Origin of the sequence: Aquiflexum gelatinilyticum, from assembly GCF_024741135.1 — a bacterium.
GTDB classification, from domain to species: Bacteria; Bacteroidota; Bacteroidia; order Cytophagales; family Cyclobacteriaceae; genus Cognataquiflexum; species Cognataquiflexum gelatinilyticum.
Map to the genome: position 1 here is coordinate 65713 of NZ_JANSUY010000003.1, position 25192 is coordinate 90904.

Genomic DNA, 25192 nt, shown 5'->3' on the forward strand with positions numbered 1-25192 from the left:
TTGGGAGACTTTGATTATTGGTCGATCAAATCCAGAATTTCTGTCAATGAATTGACGATGTGTGTAGGGTGATGCTTTAGCAGTTCTTCTTCTGAGAACGCTCCTGTGGTTACTGCTATATTCATCAGGCAACCTGTGTTGATTCCTTCATTGACATCGACTTCAGTGTCACCTATCTTGATGACTTCCTTGGGGTCCTTTATTCCTAGTTTTTCCATCATCACATGGATCATATCTGGAAAAGGCCTGCCTTTTTCCACTTCATCGCTACATACTGTGACGTCAATCAGCGGGGAGTTTTTCCAACCCACTCTTTCTAAAATTACATCTGTAATATCCCTGCTAAAACCTGTATCAAGGCCGATTTTAATTCCTTTTCTCCGAAGTGCATTGAATGTATCTTCCGCATCATCCATAGGCTCTATGCCGGGTGCATGACGGTAATATTCGATCATGTTTTGGACAAAATCCTCGTGTATGGCATCGATGAGATTTAAAGTAATGATTCCTTTATCCGATACATGGTTGGATAGAATATCACGGATGGCCAATGGCTTAGGATATCCCATCTTTTCGTTTGCCTCTGCCAATGTCACATTTTCAAAACCATGTTGGAGAAATGCATGCTGAAATGATCCTGCCACATTGCTATTGTCTTTTATGGTTGTCCCCGCGATGTCAAAAACTGCGAGTTTGATGGCTTTTTTCATTGGTGATATCTATTGATTTTGATGTTCTTGGTTTGAAATAAAGTGTTTAATTCTCATCCATTTGATTTATTGAATTAAACATAAGTTTAGCAAAAATAAACTTTGTGGAATTATTATTCAAAAAAAATACAATTACTATTCTGTTAACATTTAAGTCGCAATTGATGATTTAGCCTTAATCAATAAATAAATCATTAAATTACTCTTGATTTCAACATTTTTTTATTTAACCTTTTCTTAATTTAAATTCTATCGTGAATCGAATCGGATAGATTAATTTAGTATTTATAAACATTCAACAAAATGATGAATTCCCTTTCAAAGGAAGAAAGAGTCAAGATGGTTTTTGACTTGTATGAAAAATTTGGTCATGCGGATTATATCGGTGAACCCGTTTCCCAGATTGAACATATGTGCCAATCCGCCCAACTTGCCCAAAAAGAAGGTTATGACGACGAAGTGATTTTGGCAGCTTTTTTCCATGATTTGGGCCATTTGTTTGCCATGGATCGAGATCTTGAAAATATGGGAGGCTTTGGAGTAAAGAGGCATGAACAGATAGGCGCGGACTTTTTACGTGAAGTAGGTTTTCCTGAGAAAGTAGCCAAACTTGTTGAAAACCACGTGCAGGCAAAACGTTACCTTACTTTCAAATACCCGGAATATCTACAAAAACTTTCCGAGGCAAGCCTGATGACTTTGGGTTATCAGGGTGGTGTCATGACCTCCATGGAGGCCGGAAATTTTGAAAAAGACCCTTTGTTTGATCTTTCGCTAAAAATGAGAACTTGGGATGAATTGGCAAAGGAAGAAGAAATCCCAGTTCCGGATTTGGGATACCTTAAGGAAATGGCGCTGAAAGTGATCGATTGACTCATTTTTCAAGAGAAAAGGAGTCAATCACCTTTCCTGATTGGTTTACGGCTTTGAATTCCAGCTTTTTGTTAGTGGCATCAATCCTGCCAAAATGGTGCTCACGGATGAGTTTGTCCATAATAGGAAAATCTTCTTTATTCCCTTCAGACTCCAATCCCCCTCCGGCGCCACCAAGAATCAAAATGGCAGTCTTTCCATTTGGATGATCCAAGATCAACCTTTCATAGTCATGGGTATGGCCCGAAATCACCAAATCGGCCAAACCTGATTCCCAAACCGGTTTCAACAAATTTTCTATGCTTTGCTCCCCATGATACCCTATCCAACCTTGACTGAAGGGTGGCTGGTGAACCAATATGATTTTCCAGGCAGCATCTTTCCATTTCTTTGATTTGATTTCCTGTTGAAACCATTCGAATTGCTCCGTATTGGCCGGAATCCCGACAGGAAAGTTTTCATTGGGGTCCAAAGCGATAAATGAACAAGGCCCTGTTTGCCAGGAATAGTAATTTTTTTGGTTGTCTGCTTTGAGCACTTTTCGGAAAGGCTCAGGAATCCAGGTTTGATATGAACCATCATAATCATGGTTTCCTGGAAGTAAATAATGGGGAACAGCAATAGGTGAGAGGTACTGAAGCAATTTTTGGTATTCACTTTCAAGTCTGCCGTTTCCTACCAAATCACCGATTCCTACGGTGAAATCAGGATTTGCCTCTTTGATCTGTTCAAGGATTTTTTCAAACGATTTCCATCCTCCTTGGCTGTCTGCCCAAAGTGCAAAGCTGGTTTGGATTTTCGATTCCACCGAATTGGAAGTGTAGATAGGAGATTTGGTCTCTGACATCTCAAACCTGTAATGTTGGATTTTCTCATTGGGTAAAAATGCAGAATAGACTCCATCATCTTCAATCGCTAAAGTAGAAAGATGCAGGTTTGCCGAATCCTTACCATAAAAAATCCATGATTCATGTCCCTTTTCTCCTGTCCACCTGAGGAGAATTTGGTCTTTATCATATGGTAAAATAACCGGATCAGAAAACCAAATGGGATACCTTTTGGATGTCATCTCATCAAAATCAACCTCTTTCTGCCATAGCATATGCTTATCCTCCCTAACCTTCCCAAACCATTCTGAATCAAAGTTTATAGTGGCTTTTTCCCAGGTTGCAATCGGAATCCATTTTACAGTTCCAAGGCCGCCTGCCACAGCATTGTTAATCACTCTAATGGTAATTTTTCCATTGGTTTTAGGGATTTGATAGACATGATTTTTGTCAGGAAGGATGGGATTGTCATCTACCCAAACCTGTTGTCCATCGTCTGCACCAACTATCAACACTCCATTTTCCAGTTCAAAATCTCCGGAGTACCAGATGTTGGAATTGGGAGTTTGGATGCGGTGCGGAAGGTTTATTTTCAAGCCTGATTTCAGATTTGGAATTTCTGCTCCTATTCCTTTCAAAGTGTCCCAACCATGGAATTCCCAACCGATGGACAATTCATGGATTTCATCTTTTGGTACAAAATCCCAAACAGATCCCATTGACTTGTCCTTCCAATAGGACATGAGAGAGGACGAAAAAGTCGATTTTATTTCCTGCTCTTTAGGCTGGCATCCACTCAAGAGAATGAGTAAAATGAAAACCTTGAATCTCATTTTCCCAAGATTGTAGGAATGACTTCCCCTGCTTTTGTGACCGGATATTCAAATCCCAACAATTCCACCATCGTCCTTGCCACCTGCATAGCAAAGCTTTGCCCTTCTTGCCTGACTTCACCTAGTGCAGGTGTGTCAGGTCCTATGGCTGCTATCCAGATTTCATCTGAATTCGGTGTATTGACAGAATGGCTCTTCCAGTTTACTTTGGGATAGACTCCCCGGCCATGGTCTGTCATGATGATCATAGTAGTCTTATCTTGGTATTGGGGATCATTTTGGACAAAATCCCAGATCTCACGGATGTAAGCATCAGTCTGTCTTGCTGAGAGCAAGTATTGGTCATACCTATCGTCGTGGCTGTAATCGTCAGTTTCACCATATCCTATATAAAGGACTTTTGGCTTCCTTGTTTTCAACTCCTCCATCGCATAATGGTGGGTAAAAAAATCCAACCTCACACCGCCCCAAGGACCACGAATCTCATCTTGTGCACGGTTTAGGAAAGTCTCGATTTCAGTCAAATTTTCACCTTGGGCTTTTTCAAATCCTGCATTTAGTTTCAATCCGTTCCTGTCTCTGTTGAGGATAGCAGGGAACACATCCCAAGATGCAAAAGCTGCAATCCTATTTTCAAAACCTTGCTGCTTCTGGAGAAATTCCAAGAAATTAGGGTTTGGGTTATTTTCTTTGCTGTTACTATTGATGCGCTCATCGTCTGGATATCCTGCAAAAATCTCATTGTAGCAAGGTTTGGAAAATACCATCCTGTTTTTATCATTCACTTTGCTGCCAAGTTTTCTGTTGCCATGCAACTGTCCTTCCTTAGCAATGACTTCCCAAAAGAAAGGCATCAAAGTTTCCCTTCTGACTTTTGGGTCGAGGTGCCAAAAGGTTTCAGTGAGTTTTTCGGGATCCTGTGCGTATTTCGTATCCACTACCAAAAGAGAGTCTGCACCTGAAAATACCTCCTGCCATCTCAAACCATCCAAAGTGATGAAAATCAGGTTTTCAGTTTTAAGATTTTGAGATGAACTTTCCCGAATCAATCCCAGAAATACTAATCCGATCAAAAGTAATTTTTTCATACGTTGAATGTGTCTTGGTCTTGGATAAGGTTTCCCATCTGCGGATCTGTTTTTGAAGGCAAGCCGGTTTCTATTCTTCCTGCAAGTCTTCTTTCAAATGACTCATTGTCTTGGATTTTTAATGCATAATCGTACCAACCAAAACTTTTCTCGGTGTCCAATATGATCGTTTTCTCTGAGGTTGGATTAAGGGATATTTCAGTCCTTACTTTGCCGTAGGCTTGGTCTTCCAAGACCAAGTCCAGTGTTTTGACCTTGTCGTGGTTATTGATAGTGAGAATCAACTTGGGATTTTTAGGGTCTTTGAGGTCGTATGTTGCATTGACTTCGACCAAAGGTTCATTTCTCATTCCTTTGAAACTTCTGAAAAACCCATTTGGACCATAAGCATCCAAGTGGTATAGTCCGTTTTCAAAATTGACCAAAGGCCATTGGTAATCTAGGTCTGTCCCCGGCTCCAAGGCAAAAGACCATACTTTCATCGGCAGCCATTTGCCGTTTTCCAAATATTTGGCAGGAGCATAGACTTGGAAGGGTACCCCTGCTGTCTTTTTCCCAAATACTTTATCAGAATTTTGAAAAACTATCCTGAATGATTGTTGAAAGAAATCCATTCCCCCATCAAGGTATAATTCATAAGTGAGCGCATTGGAATTTCTTGTTCCGGCTTCCTGCTTAGGTAGGACTTTGGATTTCCGTCCCGCTTTTTTGACCGTTTGGATTTCGGTTGAGGTAAGGGGCCCGAAGTTGTCAGGCAGGTTTTTGAAACTTGCTTGGTGGATCATTTTCATAAATTCTTGCTGTACTACGGGTTTTGGAAATTCAATTTTCTCGCCATTATAGGGTCTGAAAGCAGAAGTGAGGTCACCACAAACGGTCCTTCTCCAGCTACTGATATTGTCTTCTATGATGTCTTTTCCTGTTTTGTGTTTCAGAAATTTCTCCAAAAACATCAGCGAAGAGGTTAGATCACAGACTTCTGAGTTGACCCAGCCACCACGTGTCCAAGGGGAGGCGATAATCAGCGGAACCCTATATCCCAAGCCAATCGGACTTTGTCGGGCATTCTTAGATTTCATCCCAGGTTTGGAGAGTTCTTCCTCCATGGTGACAAATTCGTCCTTGGTTTCGATGCCTCCTGTTACTTTTCCGGAATTTAGATCTGTGGGATGCGGGGCTACAAAAGGAGGGATATGGTCAAAATATCCGTCGTTCTCATCATAATTGAGTATAAAAATGGTCTTCTTCCAGACTTCAGGATTTTCGGTCAGGATGTTCATTGCCTCGGAGACATACCATGCGCCATACCAGGGGGCCGATGGATGGTCAGAGAATTTTTGCGGGGCAACCAGCCAAGATACCGTTGGGAGTTTTCCTTCTTTGACATCTTTGCGAAATTCGTGGAGGATGTCGCCTTTTGGGATCTTTGTTTTGAAGGCTTTTCCATCTTTTTCATATTCCATCCATTCTGTCTGGTGAAAATCCGGATCCTCTGAATTGATCGTAAAAGCTTTTTTGTGGAGGTTTTTCTCTGTTTCAGAAAGCTTGTCAAAGTTGTCCGGATGATACTTCACTAAAGTTTCCTGGACATATGCCAGCTTTGCTTTGTTTTCCTCCATTGCTTTTTCTATTCCATCGACGGGATTGGATTTCATCCTATGCTCTAGCTGGTCGATGGATTCTTGGAGTTCTTTTTCTGCTTTTTGTAAAAATGGGTAGTGGCTTTTGGCAAAACGAACATGGTATTGCTTGAACCATTCCAGGTTATTGTCTGTGAAGTTGGCTAAAAATGATTCGTCTTCGTCCTCTAAGCCTGATGACAAGCTGATTTCATTTTGGTAAACTCTCCATGATACACCGTTTTCTTCCAGTCTTTCAGGATAAGTCTTCCAATCCACTTCTTTGGAATAGGTGGCTTCAGAGTTGCGGACAACAGAAAAGCCGTCTTTGGGATTCCTGCTTTTTCCGGTCCAAAAATACATCCTGTTGGTAGTGGTACCGGTCAGGGCTGAGCAAAAATGCTGGTCGCAAACTGTAAAAGCATCTGCCAATGCATAATAAAAAGGGATGTCTTCTCTCTTATAATAGCCCATGGTCAAAGGCACATGGCTGAATTCCTTGTTTCCTGGTCTTTTGGATTCTACCCATCCATCATATTTTCCTTCATTCCTTGCATCAACCTGATTTTCCCAAGAGTGGGGAATGTCACCCATCCAGGTGGCTTTGGTATTTTGTATATCGAGGTGAAATGGCTTGTAGGTATTTCCTGCTTTGTCAGGTTGCAGCCATACAGGCAAGCCATTGGCAAGCTTGATCGCTCTTGGGTCATTGAATCCCCGGACTCCCTGAAGTGAACCCAAGGCATGGTCAAATGACCTGTTTTCCTGCATCAAAAAAACAATGTGTTCGGCATCTAAAAAAGTCGTGCCGGCTTCCGGACTGATAGCCATGGCTTTTTGGATGGCTGCAGGGATTCCTCCCCAAAGCGCCATACTTCCTGAAAAAATTGCTGCCTGCTTGAGAAATTCTCTTCTGTTATTTTTCATGGGTATTGTTTAAAATTCCTGCCTGTCCCGGTATCCGGAACAGGCAGGAATCTATCATTTTTCAATTAAATTATCTAGCTAAATCCCACCAAACCCTAGTAGAGATTCTGTCTTCACCTTGCCTTGCTAGTGCAGCTCTGTAGTTGTCTTCGTTCAAAGCCTGCACAGAAGAAGGATACATAAACCTCCTTGGAACGTTTGGTTCAAAAGCGGCCGGTCCGGGTACAATTGTTGGGATACCTGTTCTTCTCCAATCGTACCAGTTTTCCAGACCTGAGAAATAAAGGGCAATCCATTTTTGGGTACCGATTTTCGCAAGTTTTTCAGCTTGAGTTCCTGTGTAAGCTACACTTGGTTGGGTAAAGTATTCTGTTCCAACCATGAGTCTGTCAGCGATTTGTGGAAGATTTACTAATCTGTATCTAGCTTCGTAGTAGTCAAATGAAGCGTTGATGCCATTTAGGTAATATTCCTCAGCCGAACCTGTGCTGATATAATCTCTTTCTCTAGCTTCTGCAAGGAGAAACTGTAATTCTGAGAAATTCATCAATATGGTTTGGTATCCTGTTGGGTTTGCACGGGGAGTACAGGCAGAACATGCCCATAGGAAACCTACCCTTGAAAGGAAGTTGGAACCTCCTTTAGCGGGGTCACCGGAAGGGGAATATTGCAAAGCTTCTTCGTCTGAAAGCCCATTGGGTACTCCGCTATAATCATCAGGGTTACCGACTACACCCGCACCGGAGGCATTGGTAGGCTGTGCATATGCAAAAAGCCTTGCGTCATTGAGTCCTTTCAAGGTTAATTCCATGTTCTTGCTCAACCTGTACTCGTCAAAAGAACCTGAACGGGTTGTGTATAGATTGTGCTGATTGGGTACGTCCGAAAGATGCTGGAGCACCCCATGGTCATCATTACCTGTGAAAATCGGAAACTGTGCCGGGTTTGCTAGAATTTGTTGCAATTCAGCAGAAGGATTTTTTCTCAAAGAAATCCTCATCAAAACCCTGATGCGAAGTGAGTTTGCGAATTTTTTCCATCTGACAATATTTCCACCAAAAAGGATATCCCCCCGAACAGCTTCATTGCTTGATCCAAGAAGGTCGTTTGCTTCCCTCAAATCCTTCAAAATACCTTCATAGATGGCTTCTTGTGTATCAAACTCCGGGTAGTTGATACCGTCCTTTGCCTGGGTGGCCTGTGAATAAGGTAACTCACCATAGGCATCTGTCATGAAAGAATACTGAAGAGCACGTACGACTTTGGCTATTCCGACATAATTATTCTGGCCCAAGGGCTCAGAGATTTTGATGATATTGGTAATGTCCCTTTGAGAATTGTAAAAACTGCCATAAGGATCGCCAAAAGGTCCCCAATTGTAACGGTCCTCATTAGTAAACTGGATTTTGGCAGTATACTGCATGACCACATTTCCGATTCCCCATGCCTGACCTGCATGTTGGTTGGCGGTTGTCCTGAGAATCGTCGGCAGTAAAAGAGAAGAAGGGACAGTTTCCGGTGAATTGGGATTGCTGTTGATTTCTTCAAAATCACTTGTACAGGCTGCAAACCAACCCAATTGAAGGGCTAGGAAGGCAGTGAATAGTTTTTTGATATTGGTTTTCATAACAATATATGTTCAGAAATTTTTCTGGTTAAAACTTAAGGTTGATATTGAAACCGATACTTCTCGTAGATGGGAAGGACATATTTTCAACTCCAGGCTGGAGGGTACCTCCAGACATGGATAAGGTTTCTGGATCGAAGTGTGGGTTTTCGGTCCACAAAGCAAGGTTTCTGGCAACAAGGGAAATTTTGATGTCCTCAAAAGGTGATTTTCTGATCAATTCTCTAGGGATATTATATCCAAGAGTTACCTCTCTCAGTTTCACATAAGATGCGTCATATTTTGCAGCCTCCACATTATTTCGCTCGTAGTACCTGTTGTGCCAGTTTCTGGATGTGATTTTGATGGTATTGGGAGTAAATGTGCCATCTGCATTTTGGATGACTCCAGGGCTGATGATTCCGTTGCCTTCCACAGAAAGGTCATACCCGTTTTCTCTTCCAAGAAGGGTTTCTTCCAATTGTCCCGAAGTGCTTCCGATGGTTTTGGTTCTTGAAACTACAATTCCTCCATATCTGATGTCAAACAGGAATCCGAGGTTAAAATTTTTGTAGGTGAAGTTATTTTGGATACCAAGCATCCAATCAGGATTGTAATTTCCCTGAAGTTTCAATTCCGAATCCCTCAAAGGAGTTCCTGTGCTGTTATGGATGATTTGTCCAAAATATGGGCTGTTTTCATCTTCCACTCTGGCAAAGCCGACACCATAGATATTTCCCATTCTTTCTCCGATCCTTGCCTGTACAAAGGCTCCGTTTCTCTCTGTCAAGGTGTATGTATCAAGACCTTCAGTCAGTTCAAGGACCTTGCCTCTATTTCTTGTAAAGTTTGCCACAATATCCCAACGGAATCCGCTTTGCTTCTTAATTGGATTAGCAAGCATGACGATCTCAATACCTGAATTCTGGATTTTTCCTGCATTGATGATTCTGCTGTTATACCCTGTTGCGATGTCCAATGTGATCGGGATGATCTGGTCCCTTGTGACATTATCGTAGTAAGTGAAGTCAAAACCCAACCTGTTTTCGAAAAACCTCAAATCAAGCCCAAATTCAGTAGAAGCTGTTCTTTCAGGCCTCAAATCTGCATTGGAAAGAACTGAAGATTCTGTCTTTGCTTGGTCAGAACCCCATGCCACTTGGTTGTTAAACACATTGGTCAAACTGTAAGGGCTCGTATCATTACCGACTTCTGCATAAGCTGCACGTACTTTTACCAAACTGACACTTTTTGGCATCTGGAACATATCCGATACGATGGCACTCAAAGTCGCAGATGGATAGAAATAGGAGTTGTTGTTTACAGGCAATGTTGAGGACCAGTCATTTCTTCCCGTGATGTCCAAAAACAGGATGTTTTTGTAACCAATTTGTCCAAAACCGTAAAGAGAGTTAATTTTTTTGGTGCTGTTAAACTGAGAAGTCTGGAGTGCAACTGCCGTATTGGTGAAGTTGTATATTCCCGGGATAAGAAGCTCAGGCGCCACCACCTGCATGAATCTGTTTTCTTGAGACATCAGGTTGCCACCAAGTGCAATATTGTAAGTCCAGTTCATGTTTCCTGTTTCAGAATAAGAAAGCAAGAAATCAGAGTTTCTTTCCATAAAATAGACATTGTCTTCTCTGTAATTTCCTCTCGGGAAACGCTGTGTAGAGAAAGCCCTTTTTCTGTCTCTCAACTCATTGTAGGTATCCAAACCGGTCCTGACCATCAAGTTTAGTTTTTCGGTGATTTTGTAATTAAGAGAAACGTTTCCAAAGACCCTGTCTTTCTGTTGTCCATTGGTGTTTTCAAAAACGTTGAAATAAGGATTGTCGTGGTAGTTGTAGTTATAGTTAAACTGCTGAACTCCTTCCAAGCCCGGCATCCAATAGTCCCTCAGGTTACCGGTGTTCAACTGACGGCCATACCAAATCCACAGGTACATCAGGTTTTCTGTACCATAACTGATGTTTGGCCTGTTGCCTGAATTTGTGTTTTGGTAATTGAAAGTTGAGTTCAGAGTGAGTTTATCCGGAACAATGTTGATTCCGGTATTCATTGCCAAAGTATTCCGCTTCAAGTCCGTATTTGGCACAATTCCTTTCTGATCAAGGTTGGTCCATGAAAAACGCACATTGGCTTTATCATTTGCAGCGCCGACTGAGACATTGTTTGCCAAAGTCACTCCGGTCTGGAAAAAATCGTTAATGTTATTCGGTTGGGATACCCAGGGAGTAGGAGTAATTGTACTTCCTGTAGGAGCATTCAAATCACCACCTCTAAAGCCCGGAATATTTCTTGGTGAATCAAATTGGGGAATAAGTAATCCCTTGTCCAACTCAGGACCCCAGCTCTCATCTACGCCGTCCGCAATTCCTGAGCCGGCACCATCCACAAAAGAAAACTGGCCGTTATTGCCTTGGCCATACCTGTCCTGCCATTGCGGCATTACCAATGGACTGTCAAATGTTGTATTGGAATTGATCGTCACTCCAAATCCTTTTTTGCCTTTTCCTGTTTTGGTGGTGATCAGTATAGCACCGTTTGCAGCACGTGAACCGTACAAGGCTGCGGCAGCTGGACCTTTCAAAACCGTCATTGAAGCGATATCATCAGGGTTGATGTCACCGGCAGCATTTCCATAATCCACTTCCTGGTTTCCGCTTCCTGATGAACCGGTAAGGTTATTACTGATAGGAATTCCATCCACTACAAAAAGAGGTTGGTTAGCATTGATGTTCAAAGAAGATTCTCCACGGATTGTTACCCTGGTGGATCCCCCTAAACCACTTGAACCGTTTGTTACATTGACACCGGCCACTCGACCGCTAAGAGAATTGAGCACGTTGGTTTCTCTGGCTTCAGAAAACCTATCTCCATCCACGGTCTGTACGGCATATCCCAAAGCTTTGGCATCACGCTCCATGCCAAGTGCAGTGACCACTACTTCTCCGATTTCAATCCCTTCTTGTAAAGTGATATTGATGATGGATGAATTACCGACAAGTCTTTCTGTTTTTTCAAATCCAATAAAGGAAAAAACCAGAGTGTCGGAAGGGGTAGTCATTAAATTATACAAACCATCCAGATCGGACACGGTGCCTCTGTTGGTGCCTTTGACCAGTACACTTGTACCGGGTAGCGGTTGCCCTGCCGGGTCAGTAACTTTTCCTTCGACCCTTTTTTCTTGGGCGATGGCTGATAGTGTCAATCCAAAAAAGAGGACCAACATCCATCCGACGCGCTGTAATCTTGCCGTTTTCATGTTGTTTTGGTAGAAATTTTTGATATAGTTTGATTTAAAAGTTTTACCAAAGCTAAACTTTTGAGTTTTTTTACCGGTTAAGAAATGGTTAACTTAAGGTGAATTAATTTTATGTTAAATGATTAAAAAATGCCTTTTTTCGATCAAATATGAATATTTGGGAGATAATATTGGAGGGTAAAAAAGATGTAGTGTTTAGTAAAAGTTAGGTTTTTGTTAAATAAAAAAGTATATAAATAGTAAACAATAGGGAGGAAAGGATTAAGTACCTGAAAGTACTAAGTACAATGTACCAAGTACTAAGTAGCTAGACAGTGAGAAGAAAAAGGTAAGAGGAGCAGGAGGTTTAAAAAATTGGAAGTTTCCTGGGTTGGAAAAGACTTTGGTTTGGAAGTTGCAAAAGAATTGAGTAGGTATATGTGAAATTGAAGATAAATAGGAATACCTCATTGCTATTCTATCATTCCGTATTATGGTTATAATCTCGCACGTTTCGGGCTGAGATAAACTAGATTAAGGATATTCAGTTAACCATATAATCAATTAACCAATTAAACCCAAATCAGTTAACCAATTAATCCTTTAGCCAATTAACCAACAACCTCACCTCGCCACCTCAATTTTCACCTTGCTCTTTTTCAGTTTCTCATTACGGATTTTATCAAGGGTTTTTTCGACTTTCGATCGTTTGACAGCCACATAAGAAGAAAAATCCAGAAGTGTAATCAACCCGATGTCCGATGTTGTCAAGCCTCCTTTTTGTGTGAGCAAACCCACAATGTCGCCTTTGGAGATTTTATCTTTTTTGCCAGCACTGAAATACAGGCATTCAAAGGATGATGGCTGCACAGGTGCCAAAACCTCCGTCACAGTTGTTTCCTCAACAGATTTGTCAATATAATCAGGCAGAACTTCATCATTTGCCAAAATCAGATAGCCGTTGCCTTCAGCATGCATCCTTGCGGTTCTTCCATTTCGGTGGGTAAATGCATCTTTTCGTGGAGGCAACTGATAGTGAACCACGTGCATGATTTCGGGAATATCGAGGCCACGGGATGCCAGGTCGGTTGCGATCAGGAGATTGTAAACTCCACTGCGGAATTTGATCAAGTTTTTTTCTCTGTCAATTTGTTCCATTCCTCCATGCAGGACCCCATGTTCAAATCCATTTCCGGTCAGCAGCATACTGATCCGGTCCACCGCATCCCGATGGTTGCAAAAAACAAGGCAGGGTTCATTCTGAAATCCCGCCACCAAGCGCATCAAAACCTGGACTTTTTCCTTACTCGAAGTATGGAAAAGTTTGAGTTCAAGTTTGGAATCTTCCTCGTCCTTCAGGTAATTTATAGTAGTTGGATTGCTGAATGGCAGGAAGTCAGGCAATCTCTCCAAAACCGTAGCTGAAGTCAGTAAATGTCGCTGTGTCTGGGTCTTCAGGCCACGGAATATAATCCTCAACTGCTCATGGAAACCCATTTGCAATGACTTGTCAAATTCATCCAAGATGATCATTTTGATTCCTTTTGTATCAAAAGATTCCTTCTGGACATGGTCCGAAAGTCTTCCCGGCGTTCCAATTACCACAGCAGGCGCTTCGCTGAGGCTGTTTTGTTCGACCTTCATGGCATGACCGCCATAGACAGTACTTACTTTGAAAGGAGTTTTCATCCCCTTAAAAACTTGCTCGATCTGTATCGCCAACTCCCGTGATGGGACGATGATCAGGGCCTGGACTTCCTTTAGGTCTTCCTGAAGTGCATCCACCAAAGGAATCAGGTAAGCCAATGTCTTCCCCGAACCGGTAGGTGCCAAGAGCATGATATTGTCGGTTTTGGCAGCACTTTCTATAAAGTCCGATTGCATTTCATTGAATGCATCGATAGAAAGGTTCTTTAAATATCTGGCGTGGGATGAAGCGGTATTTTCTGACATGGGGCAAAGGTACGGAAATAAAGTTTGGAGGAGGAGGGAGTAATTAGGTATGGATGGAAATTAGAATCTTTTACTTCTGGGGAATTTCTTTTTGGAACACCGGTGGGGAGGAAGAAATTTTACCGGTCCGGCGAGGCAAAGTGTGGGCGAGGATTAAAATTACTTGTCCCGATGATTATCGGGATTGGTTACTTTTTGTTTCAAGACAAAAAGTGACACATGAAGAGAACTTCAAAAATTTGATTTAATGATTATTTTAGCTTTTTTGAATAAGGAAAAACTCCAACCTATGGACCGAAAACTCATCTTATATATCGCTATGAGCCTGGATGGCTATATTGCAAAGAAGGACGACAACATTGATTTTTTGAATATGGTCGAAGTTCCGAATGAGGATTATGGCTATGCAGATTTTTTGCAGGGCATAGATACAGTCATTTGGGGAAGGAAGACATTTGACAAAGTAGTTTCTTTTGGTCAGGGTGTTCCCCATCAGGACAAAGCGGTTTTTGTTATTTCAAGGACAAAAGAAGGAAAGCAAGAACATGCCACTTTTCACAATGATGTAGTCGATTTGGTCCGAACACTCAAAAATCAATCAGGAAAGTCGATTTATTGTGATGGGGGAGCAGAGATCGTGTTCGAACTGCTGCAACATCGGATGTTTGATACTGTCATTGTCAGCGTGATTCCACACCTGCTTGGAGATGGTATCCGCTTATTCAAGGAGGGAAATATCGAACAAAATCTCCGATTCAAAAGAGCCATCACCTATCCTTCGGGCTTGGTTCAGTTGTGGTATGAGGTGAAAAAGGAAAATGCCTGAAAAGCGTAAAGGATTAGCGTTTAATTCATTCACTTCAATTGGTGGAAAGGTGATCTGAAAAGGAATTACTTTGTCTGCTAGCCTTTTTTCTACATTAGATAAATGAAAATTCCCATCTTGTATATTCCATACTCCAACCCAAGTCAAACCATGAAAAACCTCCTCCTTTTTCTTTTCATTTGTTCCTTTTTTTTTCAATACTCATTTGCACAGCAAAGCAGTAAACCAGTTCGCATGGCGATGATGGGACTTTCTCACGGACATTCGCCCTGGATTTTCAATAGAAAAGACAAGACTGATGTGGAATTGGTGGGGATCTACGAACTGGATGCAGCCCTTGCTGCAAGCTATGCCAAGCGCTACAACTTGGATCAAAAACTGTTTTTTACCGATGCCAAAGCGATGCTTGATGCTACAAAGCCGGAAGCGGTTTTGGCTTTTGGTTCCATTTATGCCCATTTGGAAGCCGTGGAACTCGCCGCTCCTCGAGGGATTCATGTCATGGTAGAAAAGCCGCTGACATACTCTCTCGACCAAGCCAAGAAAATGGAAGCTTTGGCCAAAAAACACGGAATCCACCTCCTCACCAACTTTGAGACTTCCTGGTATGCAAGCACCGAGAAGACCTATCAATTGCTTCAGGATAAGGAAGCTTTTGGGCCGATCCGCAAAGCTGTTTTCCATCATGGACACCGGGGTCCCAAAGAAATCGGAGTGGGGAAGGAATTTCTGGATTGGTTGACAGACCCGGTTCAAAATGGCGGAGGAGCACTGATTGATTTTGGTTGCTATGGTGCCAATATCATGACTTACCTGATGGAAGGGCGTAAGCCTATTTCCGTCACAGCCATTACCAACACCTACAAACCGGACATTTATCCCAAAGTGGATGATGAGGCGACAATCATTTTGGATTATGGAGATGCACAGGCGATTATCCAAGCTTCTTGGAATTGGCCTTTTGACAGGAAGGACATGGAAGTTTATGGAAAGACCGGTCAGGTAATCAGCGAAAACAGGTCAAAGATGCGGACACGGATTTGGGACATTCCTGAGGAAAAAACCTTCGAAGTTCAGCCCGAGGAAGTCGGGGTGTATGTAGATCCTTTTTCCTATTTCGCAGATGTGATCCGGGGCAAAATCAAAGTGGAAGACTACAACCTTTATTCTCTGAACAATAACATGATTGTCGCAGAAATCCTCGATGCAGCTAGGAAGTCAACGGAAAAAGGGGAGACGGTATTTTTGGGGAAATAGGGGTTTTGAGAGGTTAGATTGAAAAAATTCTTTTAGTTTTATTGGATTTCTTACCTCAATGTTTGGGAAAGCATCCTGAATTGGAATGCTTTCTCTTACTGTTGGACAAAGAAAGATGTTAGCGGTAACCTTAGACGACCAACATTACGACAATGACGGACAAGAAAATTGACATAGACCAAATGATGATTGACGAGTGGCGACAGCTTGGTTTCTACTACGACCTTGACGAGAGACTTGGCGTAAACCAATGGAGATTTTACGGTAGCAAAAGCGGACTTCAGAATTTCGTAAAACTTCTTGACGATTATACGAACAGCCCAAGTCGGGACATAGTTTTTGAACACGACCATTACGGACCATATATGTATTTAAAAATTATTACGCTTGACGACCAAGCAATAATTACTGACAACGCTATAGGTGGGACAATTGCTGACTTGAAAAAATTAAGAAAAATCATTGCTGACAAACTAAGCAAAGCAGAGCCTGGACAAACTTTTAATATTGACAAGGACTACGGAATAAACAACACAGTTACAGCCAAGTTTTTTGTAATGGCTGACAACTTTGATCCCGTTTCAATGGATGAACTAATTGTATCTGGCCGACAAAAAATAGTAAATCATAAACACTCCCCTCAGGGTCTGGATTAACGTTTGATGTTAGGGCTAGGTGTAATTTGTAATTACACCTTTATATTTTTTGGAATTTGTAATTCCAATTTTCCTAAATAGCAGCATTTATTGAATCTCATCTTTCGACCGAAAACCAATGAATTTTTTCGTGTCAATATTGTATCAAATCGTATCAAATCGTATCATTTTGCAAATGTGGGTTCAAATTGATTTTTATTGCATAAAAAAATAGTAAGCCAAAAAACATAAAACGATTAGTCCTAAAATAAGGTAATAAAGCCTGGTAATCATTTTGGAAACCGACCTTCTCCAAAATCTATGTGCCCTGGATTCCAGGTAGAGCGTGGGGTTTCTTTTTTCCAGACTTACATCTTGAGTTGCATAGGGATTTTCAGCCATTTTCTTGCGGCCTTTTCTGAGGTTCTTATTGTCCTGAATCGATTGATTCATCTGTGACATCATCCCTTCCGCACCCATAAATTTTTGTTAATTAGTAATTAGAAAATAAGCCAAGCAACCCATAATCACAAATCCCAAAGCCACATAAACCCATTTGGTCAACCTGATTGCAGAATCTTTTCTCTCAAATCGGTGGTCGATCAATTCTTTGGTATAGGTTGAATTTCTCTTTTCAGCCTCGATAGATTTTGAACTATAAGGATTGTCTCCCAATTTACTTCTTCCGGACTTGATGTTCCGGTTGTTTTTCAAAGAGGAGAGCATGTTTAAAACCGATGTTCCGCCTGACATAATTCGTTTTTTAATTCCTAATTTCAATTTAAAAAGAAAATCCAGACCCTCAATAGTAATATCCATTTAGTATCAATAAAATATCCATTCCATTTCAAAGATTCTATTTCACCTTAATTTCAAAATCAATATCGCGAAGCATTTTCTTTTATTTATTTTTGAACCATGACTTTGACCAAACCTAACCTATTGCCTTTATTGGAGAATTTGGCTACCCAATTAGAAGGGGAACTTAAATTTGACTCTCTTACCAAAACTCTTTATGCCACGGATGCTTCCGTATATCGGGAGATTCCTTTGGCTGTCGCCTTCCCAAAATCAGAATCCGACATCCAAAAACTGATCCTTTTCGCTAGTCAAAACAAAACTTCCCTGATCCCAAGGACAGCGGGAACTTCACTCGCAGGACAATGTGTCGGTAATGGTATCGTGGTGGATGTGGCAAGAAACTTTACCAAAATCCTGGAATTCAACAAAGAAGAAAAATGGGTTCGCGTGCAGCCTGGAGTAGTCCGGGACGAACTCAACCAATTTTTGAAACCACACGGATTGTTTTTCAGTCCGATTACTTCCACTGCAAATCGTGCCATGATCGGCGGGATGGTGGGGAACAATTCCTGCGGGACGACTTCGATCGTCTATGGGACCACGAGGGATAAGGTTATTGAGTTGAAAGTTTTTTTGAGTGATGGTTCGCAGGTGGTTTTTGGCGAATTATCCCAAGCTGAATTTGAAGCCAAGTGCCATTATGAAACTTTGGAAGGACAGCTTTACCGTCAGGTCAGACAGGAACTTTCCAATCCGGAAAACCAAAAAAACATTGAAGAACAATTTCCAAAGAAAACCATTCACCGCCGCAATACAGGCTATGCAGTAGATGTTCTTTTGGAGTCCGAAATATTTACCGAAGGTGGAGGAAAGTTCAATTTCTGCAAGCTATTGGCCGGTTCGGAAGGAACATTGGCCTTTACCACAGAGATCAAAATTCTCTTAGACCCTGTTCCTGATCCATTGGAAATCGTGGTGGCCGCGCATTTTGAATCCATCCACCAAAGCATGAAAGCCGCGCAAGTGGCGATGAAGCATCCTGCGACTGCTGTGGAGCTGATGGACAAAATCATTTTGGATTGTACCAAAGAAAGCATTGAATACAGCAAAAACCGCTATTTCGTTGAAGGCGATCCGATGGCATTGCTGATGATTGAATTCACTGGAAAAACTGAAGTTGAAGCAAGGGAGAAAGGAGACAAACTGATTGCTGACCTGAAAGCTGCTGGTTTGGGATATGCCTATCCAGTGATCGGGCCTGACCTGACCAAGTCCGCCTGGGCTTTGCGTAGTGCAGGTTTAGGGCTTTTGGCGAATATTCCCGGCGACCCAAAAGCCGTGGCATGTATTGAAGATACCGCGGTAGACATCGATGATTTGGCGGATTATATTGATGAATTGGATGAAATCCTCAAGGGATTCAACCAAAATCCCGTTCACTATGCCCACGCCGGTGCAGGGGAAATCCACATGCGCCCGATTTTGGATTTGAAGAAAAAGGCCGATCAGGAGGAGTTTTACAGGATTTCCGAGGCTTCTGCCAAGTTGGTCAAAAAATACAATGGTTCCCTCAGTGGCGAACATGGAGACGGCCGTGTCCGTGCGCCATTTATACCGATGATGGTGGGTGAGGAAAATTACCAATTGCTCCGCAGGGTAAAATACACATGGGATCCTGATAATATATTCAATCCCGGCAAGATTGTGGACACAGCACCGATGAATACTTCATTGAGGTATGAAGCCGAAATGGTGACTCCGGAGCAACACACCCTGATGGATTTCAGTGCAGCAGGGGGCATTTTGAGGTTGGCGGAAAAATGTAACGGTTCAGGTGACTGCCGCAAACTGCCGGCATCGGGTGGCACGATGTGTCCAAGTTATCAGGCTACAAGAAACGAAAAAGATACTACCCGTGGCCGTGCAAATACTTTACGTGAGTTTTTGACTTTGGACAAAAAAGAAAATGCCTTTGACCATCCGGAGATCAAGGAGGCCTTGGACCTCTGTCTTTCCTGCAAAGGATGTACTGCCGAATGTCCATCCAATGTTGACATGGCCTCGATGAAAGCGGAATTTCTTTATCAATACCAAAAAACCCACGGAGTTCCTTTGCGCTCCAAAGCCTTTGCCCATATCAATGAACTGAATGGATTGGCGGCAATCCTTCCCGGTTTAGCCAATTTTACTTTGTCTAACGGAATTACAGGAGGATTGATGAAATCGGTATTGGGAGTTGCTCCAAAAAGGAATTTGCCTGAAATCAGTAAGGTAAGTTTGAGAAAATGGTATAAGAATAATTACAACAAACTTCCCGGAAAAACACCTGTGATCAAATCTTTGTACCTGTTTATAGATGAATTTACCAACCATAACGATACCCAAATTGGAATCACGGCGATCAAATTGTTCAAGAAGTTGGGTTATGAGGTGAAGGTAGTGGACCACGAGGAAAGCGGCCGTTCTGCTTTGTCCAAGGGTCTACTCGAAAAGGCAAAGAAACATGCAGAAGCCAATGTGAGGGTTTTTCAGGATATTATCGATGGAGATCATCCTCTGGTTGGAATTGAACCTTCTGCTATTTTGAGTTTTAGGGATGAGTATCCAAGGATCGTAGGAAAAGATTTGGTCGAAGGGGCAAAGAAACTGAAGTTCCACACCCAAACCATAGAGGAATTTATCGGAAAGGAAATTGCTGCAGGAAACATCAAATCAGAATCCTTTACTGAAGAAACCAAAAAAATCAAGCTTCACGGGCATTGTCATCAAAAAGCCTTGTCTTCCATGACTTGGACGCAGAAGATGCTTTCCTTACCAAGAAACTTCAGTGTCGAAACCATTCCTTCAGGTTGCTGCGGGATGGCAGGGTCATTTGGCTATGAGTCCGAGCATTATGACATCAGCATGCAGATTGGGGAGATGGTCTTGTTTCCGGCTGTAAGGAAGGCTGAAGAGACAACACTAATTGTTGCACCGGGAACATCCTGCCGTCATCAGATAGCAGATGGCACAGGCAGGAAAGCCAAACATCCAGTCGAAGTAATGTGGGAGGCCTTAAAATAAGAAATAGATTATTTTGTATAAAACATAACCGGGACAATGGCTATTCAAGACATTGTCCCGGAGTCTGTTAAAGCTGAAATTGTGTTTACGGTTTTTTTCAGAGTATAAAACTCCGGTTAAAAAATGAATACTATTGCCTTACTTGATTGATTTTAAAGTCTCGATGAGTTCTTTTTCTGGAAATTCAGTTGGCTGATTTTTGTTATATGCTGCTATCAGGTACACATTATTTTGCCTGATGCAAAAGTAGACCTGTAGATTTGGCTTTTCCCGGCTTTGCCTCCCCATAGACCTGTAAGCCAATTTTATCTTGAAAAACTGGTTTCCAAGCGGAGTTCCGGTGTCAGGGTTTTCCTCTAATCTTTCCAATAATAATTTAAAGTCGTGGCTGAAGGAAGGATGTTCTTTAATTAAGTTTTTGAGCTCTTTTTTAAAGTTATCCGTGCAAAGGATGTTAAAGTTCATTCAATAAGTCTTTAGCAGGTTTAAGTTTGATTTTACCTTCAAGATGTTCCTTGATTTGACTGACGGCCTCAGAAAGGTTCTCAGGGAGTATGATGACTTTTGGTTCTTTTACAGGTAAAGGAGCTCTAGGAGGTCTTACCCTTTCATACTTATATAGTTTCTCCTCTACTTGAGGGGATGTTGCATTACCATCCCATATTTTTTTTGGGGGAGGGGTTTTTGGATGCAGAATTTTGACATACTTAAAGTTGCTGAGCACTTCAAGGAAAAAATCTGCTTTTTCATCTTTTATGCTGATTTCAATTTTCATATTGTTTTATTAACATTTTTTTTTTTTGAATTTTGACAATAAGAATAGTAAAAAAATAATGTTTATAAAATAAATATTATTATTTTATCTTTCTTTTTTTCATAAAAGAACCAAAAATAAAGGTTGTTCAATATTTTTTTTAAGTTGTATAGATCAATAATTATAGTTCAATTGGATTTTTGCTCAAACTCGGATATGGTGAATTGTATATTTTTGTCTTTAGACGGTCACTTTGGCTCAAAATAAACCTGAAATTATTTTTTTAGAAATAGGATAAAAGCAAAAATTTTAGATTGACATTCTCCGTCAATCGTTTTTTTATCCTCCGTATTTCTACTTGTTTTGTCTATCTTGATTTTTGAAAATGGAAGACAGAAACTTTATCATTTACAAATCCTCAGCAGGTTCTGGTAAGACATACACCCTTACTATGGAATACCTCAAATTGGCCTTAAAATTTCCTGATAATTTCAAATCCATCTTGGCGGTGACTTTTACCAATAAGGCAACTGCCGAAATGAAGGAGAGAATCATCAAGGAATTGAAAAGGCTGAAACATTCCATTCAAACTGACCAGAAAATGGATCAGGAATTATTGGACGGTTTGAAAATCAGTGAGGAAGAATTGAAATCCCGTGCTGCTCAAGTCCTTACTGCCATACTGCACGATTATGGGAGGTTTTCTGTCAGTACGATCGATAGTTTTTTTCAAAAGGTAGTCCGCTCATTTGCCAGGGAAATGGATCTCAATGCAAAGTTTGAGGTTGAAATGGATCAGGATGCAGTTCTTGACCGCGTGGTAGACCGAGTGGTAGCAAAGGTGATGGATGATGAGTTTTTGCACAAATGGCTCGTAGATTATGCTGTCGAGCAAATCCAAAACGGCAAATCCTGGGATATCCGAAAAAATATAAAAGAACTTGGAAAGCAGATTTTTCAGGAAGATTTCAAGAAATATGGGAATAAGATCAGGGAATTTTTGAAGGAAAAAGAAAACATCAAAAACCTGAATGCTTTTGTTCGCGAAAGGAAAGCAGAACTCATCAAGGTCACACGTCAACTCAAGGAAGAAGCCAATCAGATCCGAATCAACAATGGTTTGGAATGGACTGATTTTTCCGGAGCGACCCTTTCTTTTGCTAAAAAGTTTGATCTTTTGGGCGACCGTTACCATCCTGTTCCCGAACTCAGCCCGACGCAGGTGGACAAAATCGACAATCCTGAAAGTTGGTATAAGAAAAAAGATCCGAATATGGAGCGGATCGAAAGTGCTTATCATCAGGGATTGAACCTGATCCTTTCTCAGTTTGATACCCTATTGACCAAATGGAATACTTTAGAGGCAATATCCAAGAATATTTTTGTTTTTGGGATTTTTAGAAACCTCCTTGAAGAACTGACCCTTCTCAAAGACGAGGAAAGCATCCTGTTAATTTCCGATGCAAATGAGTTTTTGAAAGAAATCACCAAGGAAAACGATGCTCCTTTTATCTATGAAAAAGTGGGCAACCAATACAGGAACTACCTGATTGACGAATTTCAGGACACCTCAGGGTTTCAATGGGCAAGTTTCAAACCATTACTTGAAAACTCACTTTCCCAAGGAAATACCAACCTGCTTGTAGGAGACGTCAAGCAGTCGATTTACCGTTGGAGAGGAGGGGAGATGAAGCTTTTGCTTGAGCAAGTCGAATCTGAAATCGGCGCCCAAAGGGTCAGAAACGAAAACTTGGACACCAATTTTAGGAGCCTTCCCAATATTATCAACTTCAACAATGCACTTTTCAAGCAGCTTCCCAAGGTTTTTGAAGAGGTAGTGGAAAGAGTCTATAGTGCAAGCGATGCAGGGATTATTTCCCGGGCATACCATGATGTGCACCAAAAGGTCTCTGACCGAAAAGCCAATCTGGAATCGAAAGGAAAAGTTCGATTTGAATTTATCGATGTCAAGGAAAGTGAGGAAGAGGGAAAATTTGACGCACAGGCACTTTCCCGACTTCCAAGAATCGTGATGGAGTTACAGGACAAGGGGTATCAGCTTCGTGATATTGCTTTTTTGGTCAGAACGAAAGATCAGGGAGTGGCGATCGCAGATACTTTGATGGCCTTTGGAGCAGACAATCTCGTACTTCCTTACAGCTTTGATGTACTCTCGGATGAGTCCATGTACCTACAGAAGTCGGCTTCAGTCAAAGCCTTGGTTGCGGGATTGAATTACTTGCATGAACCGGAAGATAAGGTACAGTTCAAGACGATGTGGTACTATTATTCCGTTCTGAAAAACGAACCGGTCAACCATGACTTGTTTGCTTTGGAGAAAACCCCCGATTACTTGGTCAAAAAGGAAAAGTCATTCAAAAAAAAGGAGACAATTCTTTTGCAGTTGCCTTTGATGGAGGCAGTGGAGGAGTTGATAGGGGAATTGGAGCTTCAAGAAAATGGCTTGGAGAAGGCTTACATATCGGGTTTCAAAGAAGCGGTCTATGATTTTACTGCCAACAACCGAGCCGATTTATCAGGATTTTTGGAGTGGTGGGAAGAAAACAAGGAAAAGCGGACTGTCAAAATCCCCGAAGGACATAATGCCATGAGGATACTTACCATCCACAAATCTAAGGGGTTACAGTTCAAAGTGGTGCTTATGCCATTTTTGAAATGGGAAATTTTTGATACCAGAAAGGGCAATGTGGTTTGGTCACCTTTTCAGGATTCTGAAAGGAATTTATCAGCTATCATTCCTTTGACTTTGAATGGCAAATTGGCCAAATCAGATTTCAATGAAACCTATTCTGAGGAGGCTACTTTGGCGTATCTGGACAGTCTGAATATGATTTATGTGGCTTTGACAAGGGCAGAGGAAGTGATTTGGGGTTTGGTGCCTTTTAAAGAAATCAACAGTAAATCTTCTGAAAATAACCTTGAAATCCACCTGCAACAAATACTTAGCGGATCTTTGGATCGCACCGGAGAATTGAGTCTTTCCGAATATTTCGATCCTGAAACCAAGGTCTTTGATTACGGAGCTTGGCCAAAAATGGAAACCAAGAAAAAGAAGGAGAATAATATGCCACAACTCCGGTGGGCATACCAAAATTGGTCTGAACTCCTGAAGGTGAAACAGTATGCCGTTGATTTTTCTGCAGAAGGAATGGCACAGCGGAAAAAGCAGAATTTCGGTTTGTTGGTTCATGAGATTTTGGAGAAATCCGGGACATTGGCCGAATGCCAATCTATCCTGCAAGCCTTTTACTACGAAGGAAGAATTTCAGAAGAGGAGCGTCTTCAGGTAGAAAGCCAACTTAAGGGATTGTTTGCTAATCCGCTTTTTGCTTCTTGGTTTGATACAGAAGGCGTTTTATTGGCCGAACAGGGAATCCTCCTTCCGGGAGGAAAGCAAAAGCGGCCGGACAGGATTATTCTCAAAGATAACGAGGCTCTCATCGTGGATTTTAAGACAGGGGAAGCCTATGAAAAGTATGAAAAGCAGGTTCACGAGTACATGGACTTGGTAGCTAAACTGGCAGCAAAGCCGGTCAGAGGATTTATATGTTATTTGGAATCAGGAAAAGTGGTAGAGGTAGTTTGAAATTATTCCCTAGGTCCAAATCAGAAAATCAGAGAGAAGTTTTGGAATGCCATTTATTTGGATCTTGAACTGGGTGAATAATGGCCTCAACCCTGACAATTTTATTTTCTTCATCTACTCTGAAATGTGCAAGATGTGGAAAAGGAACAATTTCCAAAAATCGGATATCTCTATATCTAATTTGATAATTCAGCGGGTTTTTGTTTAGTTTTTTGATGTTTGTCCTGACAGCTTTAAGAAATCTTTGGCCTAGAATTTCACTTTTTGTTTCTTTCCTATAATGGGCTAGTGAATCTTTGATATCGTCGTAAACCTGTGGGTTGAATATTACTGTGTAAGATTTGATCATAAACCATTTTCTAATCGGTTTTCGATTTCTTCCCAAGTCAAATATTCTTCAGGAGAGGTTGACTCCATCCGGCTTATAACTTCTCTTTTTTGCCAATCAGGGATATCTACAATTTCATTTTCCACTTTTTCAAGTCCAAGTTTTTGGATCAATTCCATAAAAAATCCATACATATTCTCCGGGATATTAATGGTTACTTGTTTCATTTCACACTTTT

At 41.4% G+C, this 25192-nt stretch carries 18 protein-coding genes; 6 read left to right on the forward strand and 12 right to left on the reverse strand.

The annotated features are described in order from the left end of the window. Window positions 1-14: 14 nt before the first annotated feature. Window positions 15-710, reverse strand: coding sequence for an HAD hydrolase-like protein (locus NU887_RS06365; RefSeq protein ID WP_258422535.1), 696 nt, complete (start codon window positions 708-710; stop codon window positions 15-17). 303 nt (window positions 711-1013) lie between these two features. Here NU887_RS06365 and NU887_RS06370 point away from each other — a divergent pair, with 303 nt between their 5' ends. Further along, a complete protein-coding gene (locus NU887_RS06370; protein ID WP_258422536.1) occupies window positions 1014-1583 on the forward strand; it encodes an HD domain-containing protein in 570 nt (189 codons plus the stop codon). Window position 1584: 1 nt separating this feature from the next. Here NU887_RS06370 and NU887_RS06375 read toward each other — a convergent pair whose 3' ends face one another. The 6 genes from NU887_RS06375 to NU887_RS06400 all read right to left on the reverse strand — a co-directional run bounded on the left by NU887_RS06375 (window position 1585) and on the right by NU887_RS06400 (window position 13683). Continuing rightward, window positions 1585-3243 (reverse strand): metallophosphoesterase family protein, encoded by a 1659-nt coding sequence (locus NU887_RS06375; protein WP_258422537.1) that lies wholly within the window; start codon window positions 3241-3243, stop codon window positions 1585-1587. Further along, complete coding sequence (locus NU887_RS06380) at window positions 3240-4331, reverse strand: alkaline phosphatase family protein (RefSeq protein WP_258422538.1); 1092 nt, start codon at window positions 4329-4331, stop codon at window positions 3240-3242. The genes NU887_RS06375 and NU887_RS06380 overlap by 4 nt, the downstream gene beginning before the upstream one ends. Continuing rightward, on the reverse strand, window positions 4328-6877 hold the full coding sequence (locus NU887_RS06385; protein ID WP_258422539.1) for a phosphocholine-specific phospholipase C: 2550 nt from the start codon (window positions 6875-6877) through the stop codon (window positions 4328-4330). Before NU887_RS06385 ends, NU887_RS06380 begins: the two co-directional genes overlap by 4 nt. A gap of 70 nt (window positions 6878-6947) precedes the next feature. After that, complete coding sequence (locus NU887_RS06390; RefSeq protein ID WP_258422540.1) at window positions 6948-8504, reverse strand: SusD/RagB family nutrient-binding outer membrane lipoprotein; 1557 nt, start codon at window positions 8502-8504, stop codon at window positions 6948-6950. Between the two features lie 28 nt (window positions 8505-8532). After that, complete coding sequence (locus NU887_RS06395; RefSeq protein WP_258422541.1) at window positions 8533-11751, reverse strand: SusC/RagA family TonB-linked outer membrane protein; 3219 nt, start codon at window positions 11749-11751, stop codon at window positions 8533-8535. Between the two features lie 603 nt (window positions 11752-12354). Then, entirely contained in the window at window positions 12355-13683 is a 1329-nt protein-coding gene (locus tag NU887_RS06400; RefSeq protein WP_258422542.1) for a DEAD/DEAH box helicase, read from the reverse strand. A gap of 289 nt (window positions 13684-13972) precedes the next feature. Here NU887_RS06400 and NU887_RS06405 point away from each other — a divergent pair, with 289 nt between their 5' ends. The 3 genes from NU887_RS06405 to NU887_RS06415 all read left to right on the forward strand — a co-directional run bounded on the left by NU887_RS06405 (window position 13973) and on the right by NU887_RS06415 (window position 16422). After that, a complete protein-coding gene (locus NU887_RS06405) occupies window positions 13973-14509 on the forward strand; it encodes a dihydrofolate reductase family protein (RefSeq protein WP_258422543.1) in 537 nt (178 codons plus the stop codon). Window positions 14510-14659: 150 nt separating this feature from the next. Beyond that, entirely contained in the window at window positions 14660-15766 is a 1107-nt protein-coding gene (locus tag NU887_RS06410; protein ID WP_258422544.1) for a Gfo/Idh/MocA family protein, read from the forward strand. A 152-nt stretch (window positions 15767-15918) separates the two neighbouring features. After that, the gene (locus NU887_RS06415) at window positions 15919-16422 is read left to right on the forward strand and encodes a hypothetical protein (RefSeq protein ID WP_258422545.1); all 504 of its coding nucleotides are present in this window, start codon (window positions 15919-15921) and stop codon (window positions 16420-16422) included. A 468-nt stretch (window positions 16423-16890) separates the two neighbouring features. Here NU887_RS06415 and NU887_RS06420 read toward each other — a convergent pair whose 3' ends face one another. Further along, the gene (locus NU887_RS06420) at window positions 16891-17154 is read right to left on the reverse strand and encodes a hypothetical protein (protein WP_258422546.1); all 264 of its coding nucleotides are present in this window, start codon (window positions 17152-17154) and stop codon (window positions 16891-16893) included. Window positions 17155-17319: 165 nt separating this feature from the next. On the opposite strand from NU887_RS06420, the gene NU887_RS06425 reads away from it, so the two are divergent. Beyond that, the gene (locus NU887_RS06425; RefSeq protein WP_258422547.1) at window positions 17320-20265 is read left to right on the forward strand and encodes an FAD-binding and (Fe-S)-binding domain-containing protein; all 2946 of its coding nucleotides are present in this window, start codon (window positions 17320-17322) and stop codon (window positions 20263-20265) included. A 138-nt stretch (window positions 20266-20403) separates the two neighbouring features. Here the strand turns inward: NU887_RS06425 and NU887_RS06430 are convergent, their stop codons facing one another. Both NU887_RS06430 and NU887_RS06435 read right to left on the reverse strand, forming a co-directional pair. Then, entirely contained in the window at window positions 20404-20730 is a 327-nt protein-coding gene (locus tag NU887_RS06430) for a hypothetical protein (RefSeq protein ID WP_258422548.1), read from the reverse strand. Beyond that, window positions 20720-21040: a hypothetical protein gene (locus NU887_RS06435; protein WP_258422549.1), complete on the reverse strand. Its 321-nt coding sequence runs from the start codon at window positions 21038-21040 to the stop codon at window positions 20720-20722. The genes NU887_RS06430 and NU887_RS06435 overlap by 11 nt, the downstream gene beginning before the upstream one ends. Window positions 21041-21404: 364 nt before the next feature. Between NU887_RS06435 and NU887_RS06440 the strand changes: the two genes are divergently transcribed. Beyond that, window positions 21405-24626, forward strand: coding sequence for a UvrD-helicase domain-containing protein (locus tag NU887_RS06440; protein ID WP_258422550.1), 3222 nt, complete (start codon window positions 21405-21407; stop codon window positions 24624-24626). Between the two features lie 28 nt (window positions 24627-24654). On the opposite strand, the gene NU887_RS06445 is transcribed toward NU887_RS06440, so the two are convergent. Then, window positions 24655-24975, reverse strand: a complete 321-nt coding sequence (locus NU887_RS06445) for a type II toxin-antitoxin system RelE/ParE family toxin (RefSeq protein WP_258422551.1) — start codon at window positions 24973-24975, stop codon at window positions 24655-24657. After that, the gene (locus NU887_RS06450; protein WP_258422552.1) at window positions 24972-25181 is read right to left on the reverse strand and encodes a hypothetical protein; all 210 of its coding nucleotides are present in this window, start codon (window positions 25179-25181) and stop codon (window positions 24972-24974) included. Before NU887_RS06450 ends, NU887_RS06445 begins: the two co-directional genes overlap by 4 nt. Window positions 25182-25192 lie beyond the last annotated feature (11 nt).